Genomic DNA, 13,898 nt, shown 5'->3' on the forward strand with positions numbered 1-13,898 from the left:
ACAGTCTATGCCTTTCTCAATCGCCAGGCATTTAATGTGACTGCCAGCGAAGATAAAGACATTCCTATTCCCGCTATCCATGGATTTACCAAACCCAGCATCGCGGCTGGTATTGCCAATACGTTATATATCAATGCCCACAACAAATTTTGCTTGATGATTGCTTGAGTTTTGTCGGCTAATGTCAGGGCTTTAGCTAGGGGCTCTAAAGAGTTTGCCGTCAATATGGCATCGGCACCAGCGGCAGCAAGTGGTGCACCTGCGCCTACCGCAACTGAAACATCAGCGCGCGCCAGTAAAGGCGCATCATTTACACCATCTCCAATTGCCCATACAAAGCACCCCTCTTGTTGCAAGCGATCTATGTAATCAAATTTATCTTCGGGCGTACAAGCACCACGATAACTTTCAATTCCGACTAACTTTGCCCACCAAGCAACTGTATGTGCATTATCACCAGACACCAAATGCACTCGAATATTTTTTCTCTTAACTGCCTGTAATAGATTTTCTAAACCAGGTCTTGGTGTATCTAAGAAAACAAAGCTGGCAATGATTCCTTGTTCATCCGCTAGATGCACTTGACCATATTGCCCATCAGATGAATTCATTACACCCTGCTGCAAGCCTAGCCAATCCGAACTTCCAAGGCGATACGAGCCAGAACTCAGGCCTTTGCCAAGCAGATTATTTACTTGCTCAGATAGCTTAATTGGAGTTACGTTTTCTAATTCAGCAGCTCGCAATATCGATAAAGCCAGTGGATGCTTTTGTCCAGCCTCTAGAGCTGCCGCAATTGATAAAGCATCACGCTTAAGAAATCCTGAGCGCAATATCGCAATCTCCTTAAGCTCAGGCTGCCCCATAGTAAGCGTACCGGTTTTATCTAAAACCAAATCACTTGCTTTAGATAAACCTTCGAGCACATGACCACGCACAATCAATAAGCCTAATTTTGTAACGGCACCTTGGGCTGCAGCAAGCGCAGTTGGTACAGCCAGTGAAAGAGCACATGGACAACTTGCTACCAAAACCGATACCAATACTGTCCACGCCTGACTCGGATCAAAGTACAACCAAATCGTCGCAGAAACAAATGCACTAAGCAAAAGAAACCCAACAAAGTAAGCCGTCCATTTTTCAGCTAAGCCAACCATCACTGGCTTGGCAAGCAGCGCTTGATCTAACAAAGAGGCAATACCAGCGATACGGGTTGACTGCCCTATCGCATCAATTCGCATAATCAAAGGGTTGAGAATGTTGTGAGTTCCCGCATAAACACGATCACCAATTCCTTTATCGACCGGCTTGGACTCGCCAGTTAGCAAGGACTCATCTAAGGAGCTGGGGCTTTCAATCAATATGCCATCGGCAGGAAGCACCTCTCCTGGCGAAACACGCAAGTAATCGCCAGCGCTGCAATTAACCACAGGCACAACAGCAACTGTTTTTGACTCTGGGTAATTACCCAATCGCCCACATGTTGCTGGAAGTTGTTTTGCTAATGCTTCCGCACCACCTTGTGCATCCTGTCTTGCTAATAGCTCTACATAACGAGCCGCCAAAATAAATGCGACAAACATGGTGATTGAATCAAAGTAACTCTGGCCCGATCCTTTGATGAGATTAATCGTGCCAGCAGTAAATGCGAGAAATAATGCCAGGGCAATTGGTACATCCATACCCAACATATGGGTTTGTTTAAATGTACGCACGCTACGCCATGCAGCTTGAAAAATAGGGCCAGCTGAATATACCATCACCGGCACTGTTAAGGCCCAGCTTGTCCAGCCCAGCAAGACCTCAAACTCGGGAGTGATGTCGGCGCCTACATAGCTTGGCCATGCATACATCATGACTTGCATCATGCCTAACATCGCCACACCAAGCCGAGTTAATAATTGGCGACGCTCCTTCTTGGACCTCTCGGCAGAAAGCGAGGGCTCAAAAGGCCAAGCTTCGTAACCAATGCGCTCAATCTCAAATAACAAACGAGCAAGACTAGAATTTTCAGGCGAGTAACGCACAATGACTTTCTGCGTTACGTAATTGATCTGCACATCTTTCACGCCAGCGATTCTTCTAAGATGCTGCTCACACAACCATACACATGCAGCGCAACGGATCTTCTCTAGGCGCAAAGTTGTCTCTAAATCGCCTACCTCGCCGTAAGGTCGAGTAAAACGCGCGCCCAATGATGGATCATCGTAAGGCTTTAGATTTTCAGGAATCTCATTGCTGGCAAGATAGGCTGTGGGCTTTTCGCTAGACTGTGCTCGTCGCGCATAAAACACTTCAAGACCTTCGCCATGGATCGTCTGCGCAATCGCCATGCAGCCCGCACAACAAAATTGACGCTGTACACCAGCCAACTCGGCTTCAATAAGATCACTAGGTAAGATGCTGCTTGAACAGTGATAGCAAGTGAATGAATGATTGCTATTCATCATTGAGTCATGAATTCACTTTATCAACCCAACCGCTGCGGCGTTCATAGATTACAAATAAAACACCCCAAATGACAACGGCTGCGTATGCCCAAATCCACGCAATCGAAGAAGAGCGTGAACCAGCAACATCTAATACGAAACCAAAAATAGCTGGCCCCATTAAGCCGCCACCAAATCCCATTAATGAATGCAGACCCATCGCAGCACCCTTAATATTTTCTTGAGCGCTAATCACTAGACCAGCAGTTAAGGTTGAAGAGTCTGCCATGATAAAAATGGCGTGACCAATCGCAAGCGCAACAATCAACCACCACGAGTGCCCAGTCGAAGAGGCCAAAGTAATTCCCATGATGGCGCTGGTCAACATCACGATGCAAACCCACTTTTGTCGCCCTACTCGCAAAGCGATTTCATTACCAAGAATGGATGAAGGCACCCCAAAGAAATTAATCACTCCAGCTAATGTGGTTGCGGTTAAAAAGAAGCTTTCCCCGGAAGCGGCAGCGCAAAATGCAAAGAACGCCACAATCCAACTTCTAGAGGCGAATAACTCCAAAGAGTGCGCGGTGTAACCAAAAATAAATCCTGATGCTTTTTTATCCATCAAGACTAATTTCCATTTATCTACAGGAAATATGTCATGCAAGCGAATTCGAATTGGACCCTTCCATTTTTCATGGGCCAGCGGAGGAATACAGAAGAGCACAATTAAAAATGCCGCGAAAGGTCCAAGCGCAATGATTCCAAATACATAATGCCAACCCAAGGCACTCAAGATCCAACCCGAACATAAATAAGAAAAGCCAGTGCCAATACCAAAGAATGCCGTGTAAAAAGCAATGTGCCTTGTCAACTCTCCTGATTGAATGCGGTCGGACAATATTTTGAGTCCCGGCATATAGGTACCTGCAAGCCCAGCGCCATTAATAGACATAAACAACAGAGCTGTCCAAAAATTGTTTGCCAATAGGGCCATTCCCAATAAGCCAGAAGTAGCGGAAATCCCCCCTACTAAATAAACTTTACGGGCATCGACACGGTCAGTGAGCGCTGTCGCCAAAGGCACCGCCAACATATAACCAAAGAAAAAAGCACTCGCAATTAGGCCGGACTGGAGATTAGATAAATGCCACTCTTCCTGCAAGGGGGCTAGGACTACGGCATAGCATGCGAAACCCAATAAGGCACAGGTTTGTGCCATAAGCATAAATGGGGTGTAGCCAACTGATCGAAAACGCATAGAGTACCGGTGAAATCGTCAGCTCATTCTACTCGCCCAGATGATCCAGACCCGCTACACTAATAAAAATTAGATGGAGACCATATGAAACGCACAATTTTCCTCAGATACCTAACTGGCGCATTACTTGCACTCGGCAGCTCATTTGCATGTGCGGATAACTACCCCTCTAAACCTATCAAAGCTATTGTTCCCTTTGCGCCAGGCAGCGCCACTGATCAAATCGGTAGAGCATTTGCCGCCAAGATGGCTGAGTCCCTTGGTCAACCAGTAGTCGTTGAAAATCGACCTGGGGCCAATGGCATGATTGGCGCTGATGTAGTTGCAAAATCCCCCGCTGATGGTTACACCCTACTATTTGGAACCAATAGCACCAATGCCGCTTTAAAAAGTTTGGTTAAGAACTTGCCTTACAACCAAGATACAGCCTTTACACCAATTGGCTACTTTGGTTCGGTACCTCTCATTGTTGCCATAAATAATGATGTTCCAGCTAAATCGCTCAATGGTTTTGTATCTATTGCTAAAGCCAATCCTGGAAAAATGACATTTGCATATGCCAGCACCTCTCAACGCGTCTCTTCAGAGATGCTAGCGAACGATGCAGGCATCAAGATGACTGGTGTTTCATATAAAAGCGGTCCAAATGCAATGACTGATCTTATTGGCGGTCAAGTCAATATGTTTACGGCAGACTTTGCAGTGACCTTGCCACAAGTTCAAGCAGGAAAAATTCGAGGACTAGCAGTGACCTCCTTAAAGCGCTCTCCAGCTATTCCTGAATTGCCAACAGTTAATGAGGCACTTGGCATCAAGAACTATGAATTAATTGCTTTCTTTGCAGCCTTTGGGCCTGCAGGCATGCCAAAAGATGCTGTGCTGAAACTTAACAAAGCTATTAACGATGCGGCGAAATCAAAAGAATTAACTGAACGATTTGCTTCTATGGGTTTTGAAACACAACCAGGAAGCCCTGAAGCGCTTGGCCAGAAGATTAAGCTAGAAACTGATAAGTGGGCAAAGGCTATTAAAGCTGCAGGTATGGAAGCGGAATAAAAAGTTTAATTTGCGTTAATTTGCGTTAATCTCCATGGATAAGAGCCAATATGAAAGGCTCTTTCCATGAGAATCTAAATTTAAAGATAGATTAACGCCGCCATCTAATAGGTCATCAATAACAAAATTGAGTGCCTGCAGATTAGGCAAGTCATAGCGCTTTACCGCACTCGGATTGCGGAATCCAAAATGAGCCTTGACTTTCTCTTCTGTTAATTCTCTTTGCAAGATAGGGAAATCTTCTTTTCGATAGGCGATCACGCTGATGTTGGATCGAGAGCCCTTATCCCCCGTACGCGCATGCGCAATTTGATGCAGAGGCACTAAATGATTTTTCATTTTGAGCACTCCTCCTTATAAAACACATAGGAAGACTTTATTTCGGCACGAGGAATAAGGGCAACCAAGGTATTCAGTCTAGGTTTCAAGCTAGTTCGAACACCGCCCCCACCTGCGGGGCCACAGGTATATAAAGCAGTCACTTCACGACACACTCGCATTGCCAGTTGTCGATCTTGATGAGCCGCTGCAACACGAAGGCGAATGTCTTCAAACGATTTCGAAGGATTCATTGCGGGGCCCTCTCCAGAATCACCCATAAAAACACTAGACGACCCAATGAAATCGATCCTGAGCATTAAATCTTTCCCAATTCGATCACGAATAATCTGTGCTGCTAGCTTTGCGCGCTCAAGGGCGTGGTGACCCGCATACGAAATCTCAGCCTCAGCGAGCCATCCTCCATCAATGCAAATATTTGCTTTCAGAGAATCCGGCTTGGGATGTCCTATGACACCCTTCAATTCAACTCGGTTATTTCCAAGATCACAAATCGCAGCCTGCGTAATATCTGCTACAACATCAGGAGTTAAATAAGACGCAGGATCATGCAACTCATACAGCAATTGCTCAGTGACAGTTAAGCGATTAACAACACCCCCTGTACCTTCAGGCTTAGTAACACAGATATTGCCTTGCGCATCAAACTCGACAATTGGAAAACCGACATTACTTAAGTTAGGAACGTCCTTATAACCTGGATCCGCAAAATAACCGCCTGTGACCTGAGCCCCACACTCCAGCAGGTGCCCAGCCATCGTGGCGCTAGCCAAGAAGTCCCAGTCTTCCCAACTCTTTTTAAAGTGAGCCATCAATGGACCTACAGTAAGCGCTGGATCAGCAACGCGACCTGTCACCACAACTTGAGCACCAGCAGTTAACGCATCCGAAATCTCTTTAGCACCAAGATATACGTTCGCACTAACTAGCTGACTATGCCCCAATAACTCTTGATCTGACTTAGCAAGATGCGCCTCAATCATTTTTCGATAGCTGGATTCAGAAATATCATCACCCACAACAACTGCGATCTTTAATTCTGGTAAATTTTTTTCTTTTGCCAAGCGTGCAATAACTGCAGCAGCTGCAAACGGATTGGCAGCGCCAAAATTACCAACAATTGGAATACCTGCCTGTACACAATCAGACAAAATGGGCTCGAGCATTTCTTCAAGCAAGGGCTCATACCCCAATTGATCATTTTGTCGACGCTCTAATTGCGCAAGAGCAAGCGTTCTCTCAGCTAGACTTTCAAAAATAAGGCATGCTGGCTCTCCATGCTTTATCAAGGCATTAACCAGCGGCTTCGCCACCCCCAAGCGATCGCCTGAGAACCCTGCGGCACAAGCTACGCGATAAATGTCCGACACAATGGATTAAGGGTTATTGTTGACTGCGGTTAGGAGAATCTTGAAAACCGTTAGATCTAAATGTGAGAACCAAGGTATCACGATACCCATAGTCAGCAAGTGGCTGAATAGGTGTAGATTCATGAATCATTCGCTCGTCATTCATTAATAACAATGACCAAGGCTGAGTTAATGTGAAACGCAATCCTGCAGAACCTTTTGCATCAAAGATTCGAGTTTCGCCGCCCTTAATACCCACGCGATCCAATAAAAACACTGCAACAAAATCCACTCCATCACGATGCGCGCCTTCAGGTGTTGGACGACCAATACCATCAGTTGTATCAATTCGGAACTGATGGGCCTCAACAAACCATGTCTTTACCGGCTTTAATCCTCTTAAGAGATTGGCTAGACCAAGTAACACGCCTTGCCAAGCAGAATCATTCAAAACGGCAGGCAGAACAGACTCAAACCAACGCTCTATACCGCCATGCAAGGCGTTGTAGTCAAGCGATTGCCAATGAGCGCGATGCGGAACTAAATTTAACTTTTGGTTTTGAATCTCAAAACTGGCGTGACGACGAAACCGATATCGACCCCCATCTTTAAGATAAGGATCGCGCGGCAAACCTTCCCAATATTGAGAGAGGCTTTGCAAATTTGCTAGTGGTACACCGCTGATTTCAGCCACTGTGTCCGGTGAGGCCACCACAAAACCATCCTGGCTCAAGGCTTTAGCAAGCTCTTTTGCTGGAGTTAGCCTAGGCGAGAGAATGGCAGCAGTCATAGATTGATTGTAGGGCAAGCAAAGGCTTAATCAAGCTGTGCGCCAGATGCCCTCACAATTTTCGCCCACTTAGCCAATTCATCTTTAAGTAATCCAGAGAGTTTTGCTGGTGGCACTGGATTTAAATCCAAGCCTTGGGCGATCAATTTTTCGCGTACATCTGGCTTGGCCATTAACTTATCCATTGCTAATTGGATTTTCTTCACAACATCAGGCGGCGTCCCATTTGGGGCAAATAAAGCAACCCAAACCTCGCCCACACAATCTGGGTAGGTCTCTGCAATTGTTGGTATCTCTGGTGCCGCACTAGAGCGCTTTGCTGAACTAATCGCAATTGCTTGAAGCTTCCCTGCTTTGATGTAATTTAATGCAGAAGGTAAGCTAGCAAATGCCAAGGGAACTTGTCCGCCAAGAACATCATTAATTGCAGGGGCTACACCCTTATAAGGGATGTGCTGCATATCCACTCCAGCGCTCGTATTTAACATGGCGCCTAAGAGGTGGCTGATCGTTCCATTACCAGCAGAGGCATAAGACAACTCGCCTGGCTTCTTTTTAGCAGCAGCAATCACATCAGCTAAGGTCTTGTATGGTGAACCTGGTGGTGAAACCAATACATATGGCGTTGCTCCAATGTAGTAGAGCGGAACAAAATCGTTCACCGGATCAAATCCAGGGTTCTTATACAAAGCAGGATTAATCGCTTGAGCGCTATTGATAGTGAGAAGTAATGTGTAACCATCTTTAGTAGAACGAGCAACACTTTGAGTGCCAATATTGCCGCCAGCCCCCGGCCTATTCTCAACAACTACTGAGCCACCAATCGCATCTCCGAACGCAGGCGCAATCAAGCGAGCCACAATGTCATTCGTTCCGCCTGCTGCCTGCGGAACCACCAAAGAAATTGGCTTATTAGGATAGGGCTGCGCAGCCAATACCAAGGAAAGAAAGGCGCCACTTAGAAGCGCAATTGTCTTAAAAATTACTTTATGCATTGCTTTGTCTCCTACTATTTTTGTATTGAAGTTTTTTCAAACGACTGCCTCCATTGTTTTCGAGGCTGTCGCTCAAGAATACAAGTGCTTCAATCGTGCTCGCACATCCCCAACGTGACTCTTTAGGTCATATAACTCTTTAGAATCCATCATTGAAACTTTAATATTATTGACGCGTCGCTCAATCTCATCTAGATCCATCCGTTTCCGATCTTTTTGATCCGGATCATAAGCGTTCTTTTCAAGCTCGCGCAGCTCTGCGTATACCTGAGCCAGCTTGAGTCTTAATAAAAAATTCTTTGCTGATGGAATATAAGTAAAGAGTGGAATAAAAATAACCAATAACGGAATCACAATCTTTACAAAGCGGCCAACCCAAACTGCTGTCCAGAATGGTAGATGGCGATGCAAAAAAGAAGGGCCATCTTTTAAATAAATCTCTGCATCGGCATGCAAAGGAAAATCCATACCAACACTAGAGGGAAACTCTCCCGGCTTTTGTAGACGGGAATAGGATTTCAGGATGTCATAAGAGGCACTCAACATAAGTGAAATCATCGCGGGGCTAACGTTGTCATGGGTCACCAAGGTAGCTGTTGGTGCAATAACCTGGATATCTTGCCTTGGAATATCGTACTCAATACTTAACAAGCCTCTTGGCACATTTACCTTGGATAAATACGGCAAATTACGCGTATAGGCATCTGCTTGATCAAAGTTCATCAAACGAATACCAGGCACTTCATAGAATTTCTTCAAAATTGGAGCCTCTGCTGCTGCCACAATAAACACCGCATCAAGCTCACCATTACTAAGCTTAGTCAAAGCCTGATCTGGCTTTAACTTTTCACCGTGGATCTCGTTTTCTTTAATGCCGCTAATTTTCATAAGGGCTGTACTTAAAGCAAGTGTGCCGCTACCCTCGTTACCGATCGCCACCCGCTTGCCTTTAAGTTGACTCAATACTTGCAAGCGCCCGCCCTCACTCTTAAATCCAGGCTCACGATACCAGACCCAAATTGGCTCATAAAACATTCCAGCAATAGAAACCAAATTCGGATACTTGCTTACATCCGCAACGCCACCCTGCACCATCGCAAAATTCACACCAGATTTTGGATCATTCAATAAGCCCAGGTTATCAATTGTTCCGCCAGTTGCCTTAACCTCTAGGCTGACACCATCTTTGGCAACCTCTTCTTTGAGGCGCTCACCAAATTGGTAATAAAGACCAGTTGGGAACCCTGTGGCCATCTCAATGACTTTTGGTGGTGGTGGCACCAAAATCCATAAGACTGCAAAAATAGCAACCAGCACCACACAGAAACCCACAGCAATAGCAAATGGGTTGTATAGATATCTTTTATAAGTTGTCATACGCTCTCTATTCGATCTTGCTAGGTCTTCAGAATAATAATAGAGAAACTATGGTGCGTCATTAATACTAATAAACCCAACTTAGCAACCGCCATGGCGTTTAGCCAAAAATCGATATCTGACTAGCTATGACTTGACTAGGGTGACATTTAGAGCAAAACGCAGGTCAAATTCGAGAATGTGCTGCTCAAACCAATATCCTATATACCGAATCAAGCTATATAAATCACTGTTGTTTGAAGACATTTGATTAAGTGTTTTCGACACCACATCCAATACCTTTAGGTGTGCGGTCTCATGATATGAGAAGTCGACTCCCGCTGCATGCGCTAATTGAGATTCGGTTTCAAAATGACTAACCAACATTTGATACAAAGTGTCGCGTTTTGATTGAGGGATATCTTGAGCCCCAAAGCAATACTCCTTGAACCCCTCTAAAAAAACAAATAATTCATTATGCTCAGAATCCACGACACTAATATTTGTAAGTAGATTCTGAGGCAACATTAAGTATTGAGCGCTCGCCATAACATTACCCGCAACTTCCAATATGGCCGCACTGTGTGCAATAGTCACATCCATCCTTGCGGATCATGGCATGCGCACCACATTCACCACACTTCTTGCCAGCCATCACCGGTGGCGCAGAGGTACTTGGCACAGGAATTTCAGATAAGTCATTAATTGACATACCATTTCGTCTCTGAATAATGTTTTGAATGGCATATGCAATCGCAGCTACTTCAGAGTCATGCCACAAGGGCATTCTCGTGCCATCAATTTTTTCAAATGTTCCCAACCTTACAGCACCCCTATCCCAGGCTACCTTACGCATATCACTCAACGCACGCTCTAAAAACCCTCCGCGCGCCGCTAATGACAACAAACGCATGCTAGAAGTAATCCACTGCTGCGATTCACCATTCTGACCGACTGGCATAAAGAACTCAACCGCGCGCTCAACACCTTCAGCAACACCATCTTTGGGAATCGACATAAATGAAACTACTAAATACAGTGTTTTGTGCCCTTCCTGCGTCCAGTACTCTATTTTCTCAGCCACAGCTGGCAAGACTCCCTTCGGACGACTCTCAATCACCATCCGCATAGGATCAACATCAGGCAACTCAACACTCGTTTCTGAAGGCTTATCGACCGGGAGTTCCAATACTGATCCCAAAATACTATTTGGTCGATAGGTGGCTAAGCCCTTTAAGTTTGCGCGCCACGCTTGCTCATATAAATTCTTAAAGTCTTCATATGGATAGTCCGCTGGAACATTAACAGTTTTAGAAATTGCTGTATCAATAAATGGCTGAACCGCCTGCATCATTGCAATATGATCTGTAGCAGCCATTTCCAGTGCGGAAATAAAATAAGACGGCAATTCATCGACATTGCCACCTAATTCACGATAGACCCGCCACGCATGATCCTCAACAGCGTACTCCGTAATGCTGCCATCTGACTCCCTTTTCTTGCGTCGATACATCCATGAAAAGGCTGGCTCGATTCCATTCGAGGCGTTATCAGCAAAAGCCAGGCTTACAGTACCGGTGGGTGCGATTGATAACAAATGACTATTACGAATCCCATGTTGACGAATCTCGTCCTTTAACTTGCTATCTAGCCGACTAACAAACCCATTACCACCCAAATACTTCTCCACATCCAAAGCTGGGAAGGCACCTTTCTCCTTAGCTAGCTCAACCGAGGCCTCATAAGCCGCATCACGCATTACGCGAGCAATTTTTGCGGCAATAATTCGAGCGGACTCTTCGTTGTATGGCAGCTTCAACATTACTAATGCATCACCAAGCCCCGTAAACCCCACACCAATTCGACGCTTAGCTCGCGCCTCAGCGGCCTGTTCTGGCAAAGGCCAATACGTAACATCTAAAACGTTATCCAGCATTCGTACTTGCGTTTTAACCGACTCAGCAAAAGCCTCAAAGTCAAAACTAGGCTCAGCAGAAAAACCAAATGGATTTTTAACAAAACGTGGAAGAATAATTGGCCCAAGATCACAGCATCCATATGGCGGAAGAGGTTGTTCACCACATGGGTTTGTACTAGAGATGTTTTCGCAATAATTTAAGTTGTTTTCTCGATTAATGTTGTCTAAAAAAAGAATGCCTGGCTCCGCGAAATCATAGGCAGATTTCATGACGGTATCCCATACCTCTTTTGCGGCAACTTTCTTATAAACCCACAGTCCGTCTGCTCTTTGATGGGCACCCTCACTCAACAGAGATGCGCTTGGTTTGGCTTTGTGCACCAATTCCCAAACTTGATCTTCATGAACAGCTTGCATAAAGAGATTTGACACACCCACTGAAACATTAAAGTTATTCCATCGTCCCGTGGTGCGCTTCGCAGTTATAAATTCAAATATATCTGGATGATCAATACGCAATACACCCATTTGCGCACCACGCCGTGCCCCCGCACTTTCAACAGTGGAGCAAGACTGATCAAACACATTGATATAGCTACATGGGCCAGAGGCGATTGATGCCGTGCCCTTGACTTCAGCACCCTTTGGTCGAATCCGGGAAAAATCGTAACCCACACCGCCACCACGACGCATCGTTTCAGCAGCCTGTTTTAGTGCCTCATAAATTCCGGGATATCCATCATCATCAAAGCCCTGTATGCAATCGCCTACCGGCTGAACAAAGCAATTAATCAGCGTTGCCTGAATCTCAGTCCCAGCGGCGCTCATGATGCGCCCAGCACCAATAGCGCCATTGCGCATATTCTCCAGAAAACGATTCTCTATGGTCGATCTGATCGACTCATCCTCAACTACAGCTAAACCTTTGGCTACCCTCTTAAAGATTACATCTGGATCACGCTCGCCATCCTTTGCGTATTTCTCAATAAGTACATCAATGCTAATGGGCTGGATGGACATGAATAATTGGCTCCACAGTTTTTTCTAAAAGTTTATTAATGAGTTCGGCTACTGATTTGATTTGGTCGCCAAAAGGTAAAGCGCCAGCTCCTCTGAAGAAAAGTCCTTTTTGAATATTCCCCATCAAAGCGCTTCCTAGAACCTTATCAATACAAAATTGCCCCCACTGAGCATTGCCATCACGCAAACCACACTGATGCAGACAATCAAATATCATCGTGCACCGCGGCTTCTTTCTAGCCACATCTTTTAAGCTAGGCAATACTTCCAAATACTTAGTTAGCCATGGAGTTTTAACTGCACGCGCAGGTAAACCTGCGACACTCAAAAAGTCAACGATATCTTCTGGTTTAGCTTGTGCAAGGATATTTTTAAATTCATCACTAGCATCACATTCTGTTGTAACTGCAAATGCCGTTCCCAACTGAACTCCGGACGCCCCCAGACTTTGTGCTTTTTTAATATCCTGAAAGCTATTGATGCCACCTGCAACAATTAATGGAATCTTCCCCTCTATACCCAAGGTTTTAAATAGGGCTAGAGTTTCAGGAACAACCGTTTCAAAATCAAACTTAGGATTGTGAATGTCCTCGACGCTCGAAGCGCCTACGTGACCCCCAGCCCAGCGCGGGTGCTCTATCACAATCGCGTTTGGCAAGCGCCCCTTCTTTTCCCACTTTTTCAACAAAAGTGAAATTCCTCGCACCTCAGAAAGAATTGGAATTAAAGCAACATCAGGAAAATCAGCCGCAAGATCAGGCAAATCTAATGGAAGCCCAGCTCCAACAACCAAGGCATCTGCACCACTTTCCAGCGAGCACCTCACATAAGACTCGTATTCGCTGACCGCGCGCATGACATTAACTGCAATCATGCCCCACCCCATGGAATCCTCACGGGCCATTTGAATTTCTCTTCTTAAGGCCTCAATATTCGCTTGATTAATTGTTTCTTTATTTTCAATCGATGGAGTCAAATATTTTGTACGGCCCATTAAATCGGGATGTAGGCGCCGCAGGTCAATAGACGAGATCGTACCCATTCCTCCACACCTTGCCACCGCTCCAGCTAATTTATGAGCAGACACTCCAACACCCATGCCACCTTGAATGATGGGGAGTATTTGCTTGTTCATAATTTTCAGCGGGGTAAGACCGCTTTTCTGAAACGGCAACTCAAAACTGACTGGCACTCGAACATGCATTACCTCACCTCGCGAAGAGAGACTCTTCAACGCATAATGCAAGCACTTACTTAGAAGGGTTTTGATTCAAATCAAGAAAGGAAATAGTATTTGGATCGAGAAATACGTCAAGGAAACGCAATAAAAATTCTATATAAATCAATGCATAAGAGTAGGATATCTCCTATGCCATATCGGCAAA

At 45.3% G+C, this 13,898-nt stretch carries 11 protein-coding genes; 1 reads left to right on the forward strand and 10 read right to left on the reverse strand.

The window, feature by feature from the left end:
* Nucleotides 1-5: 5 nt before the first annotated feature.
* Entirely contained in the window at nt 6-2,450 is a 2,445-nt protein-coding gene (locus DCO17_RS07955; RefSeq protein WP_254598744.1) for a heavy metal translocating P-type ATPase, read from the reverse strand.
* Between the two features lie 4 nt (nt 2,451-2,454).
* Nucleotides 2,455-3,690 (reverse strand): MFS transporter, encoded by a 1,236-nt coding sequence (locus tag DCO17_RS07960; protein ID WP_173956206.1) that lies wholly within the window; start codon nt 3,688-3,690, stop codon nt 2,455-2,457.
* Nucleotides 3,691-3,774: 84 nt separating this feature from the next.
* Here DCO17_RS07960 and DCO17_RS07965 point away from each other — a divergent pair, with 84 nt between their 5' ends.
* The gene (locus tag DCO17_RS07965; RefSeq protein ID WP_173956207.1) at nt 3,775-4,746 is read left to right on the forward strand and encodes a Bug family tripartite tricarboxylate transporter substrate binding protein; all 972 of its coding nucleotides are present in this window, start codon (nt 3,775-3,777) and stop codon (nt 4,744-4,746) included.
* Between the two features lie 15 nt (nt 4,747-4,761).
* Here the strand turns inward: DCO17_RS07965 and DCO17_RS07970 are convergent, their stop codons facing one another.
* The 8 genes from DCO17_RS07970 to DCO17_RS08005 all read right to left on the reverse strand — a co-directional run bounded on the left by DCO17_RS07970 (nt 4,762) and on the right by DCO17_RS08005 (nt 13,717).
* The gene (locus DCO17_RS07970) at nt 4,762-5,085 is read right to left on the reverse strand and encodes an AtuA-related protein (RefSeq protein WP_173956208.1); all 324 of its coding nucleotides are present in this window, start codon (nt 5,083-5,085) and stop codon (nt 4,762-4,764) included.
* Nucleotides 5,082-6,458, reverse strand: a complete 1,377-nt coding sequence (locus DCO17_RS07975; protein ID WP_173956757.1) for an acyclic terpene utilization AtuA family protein — start codon at nt 6,456-6,458, stop codon at nt 5,082-5,084. The genes DCO17_RS07970 and DCO17_RS07975 overlap by 4 nt, the downstream gene beginning before the upstream one ends.
* Nucleotides 6,459-6,468: 10 nt before the next feature.
* Complete coding sequence (locus DCO17_RS07980) at nt 6,469-7,224, reverse strand: 2OG-Fe dioxygenase family protein (protein WP_173956209.1); 756 nt, start codon at nt 7,222-7,224, stop codon at nt 6,469-6,471.
* 26 nt (nt 7,225-7,250) lie between these two features.
* Nucleotides 7,251-8,219 carry a Bug family tripartite tricarboxylate transporter substrate binding protein gene (locus tag DCO17_RS07985; RefSeq protein WP_173956210.1) on the reverse strand — a complete coding sequence of 323 codons (969 nt, stop codon included), beginning with the start codon at nt 8,217-8,219 and terminating at the stop codon, nt 7,251-7,253.
* 72 nt (nt 8,220-8,291) lie between these two features.
* Nucleotides 8,292-9,596, reverse strand: a complete 1,305-nt coding sequence (locus DCO17_RS07990) for a TAXI family TRAP transporter solute-binding subunit (protein ID WP_173956211.1) — start codon at nt 9,594-9,596, stop codon at nt 8,292-8,294.
* A 126-nt stretch (nt 9,597-9,722) separates the two neighbouring features.
* Nucleotides 9,723-10,172 (reverse strand): hemerythrin domain-containing protein, encoded by a 450-nt coding sequence (locus DCO17_RS07995; protein ID WP_173956212.1) that lies wholly within the window; start codon nt 10,170-10,172, stop codon nt 9,723-9,725.
* The gene (locus DCO17_RS08000; RefSeq protein WP_173956213.1) at nt 10,129-12,513 is read right to left on the reverse strand and encodes an adenosylcobalamin-dependent ribonucleoside-diphosphate reductase; all 2,385 of its coding nucleotides are present in this window, start codon (nt 12,511-12,513) and stop codon (nt 10,129-10,131) included. Before DCO17_RS08000 ends, DCO17_RS07995 begins: the two co-directional genes overlap by 44 nt.
* A complete protein-coding gene (locus DCO17_RS08005; RefSeq protein WP_173956758.1) occupies nt 12,494-13,717 on the reverse strand; it encodes an NAD(P)H-dependent flavin oxidoreductase in 1,224 nt (407 codons plus the stop codon). The genes DCO17_RS08000 and DCO17_RS08005 overlap by 20 nt, the downstream gene beginning before the upstream one ends.
* Between the last annotated feature and the right edge of the window lie 181 nt (nt 13,718-13,898).

This window comes from Polynucleobacter tropicus (genome assembly GCF_013307225.1).
Classification (GTDB): domain Bacteria; phylum Pseudomonadota; class Gammaproteobacteria; order Burkholderiales; family Burkholderiaceae; genus Polynucleobacter; species Polynucleobacter tropicus.

Coding starts and splice junctions, on each gene's coding strand:
- DCO17_RS07955 (WP_254598744.1), bottom strand. CDS start 2,450: ATGATGAATAGCAATCATTCATTCACTTGCTATCACTGTTCAAGCAGC.
- DCO17_RS07960 (WP_173956206.1), bottom strand. CDS start 3,690: ATGCGTTTTCGATCAGTTGGCTACACCCCATTTATGCTTATGGCACAA.
- DCO17_RS07965 (WP_173956207.1), top strand. CDS start 3,775: ATGAAACGCACAATTTTCCTCAGATACCTAACTGGCGCATTACTTGCA.
- DCO17_RS07970 (WP_173956208.1), bottom strand. CDS start 5,085: ATGAAAAATCATTTAGTGCCTCTGCATCAAATTGCGCATGCGCGTACG.
- DCO17_RS07980 (WP_173956209.1), bottom strand. CDS start 7,224: ATGACTGCTGCCATTCTCTCGCCTAGGCTAACTCCAGCAAAAGAGCTT.
- DCO17_RS07985 (WP_173956210.1), bottom strand. CDS start 8,219: ATGCATAAAGTAATTTTTAAGACAATTGCGCTTCTAAGTGGCGCCTTT.
- DCO17_RS07990 (WP_173956211.1), bottom strand. CDS start 9,596: ATGACAACTTATAAAAGATATCTATACAACCCATTTGCTATTGCTGTG.
- DCO17_RS08000 (WP_173956213.1), bottom strand. CDS start 12,513: ATGTCCATCCAGCCCATTAGCATTGATGTACTTATTGAGAAATACGCA.
- DCO17_RS08005 (WP_173956758.1), bottom strand. CDS start 13,717: ATGCATGTTCGAGTGCCAGTCAGTTTTGAGTTGCCGTTTCAGAAAAGC.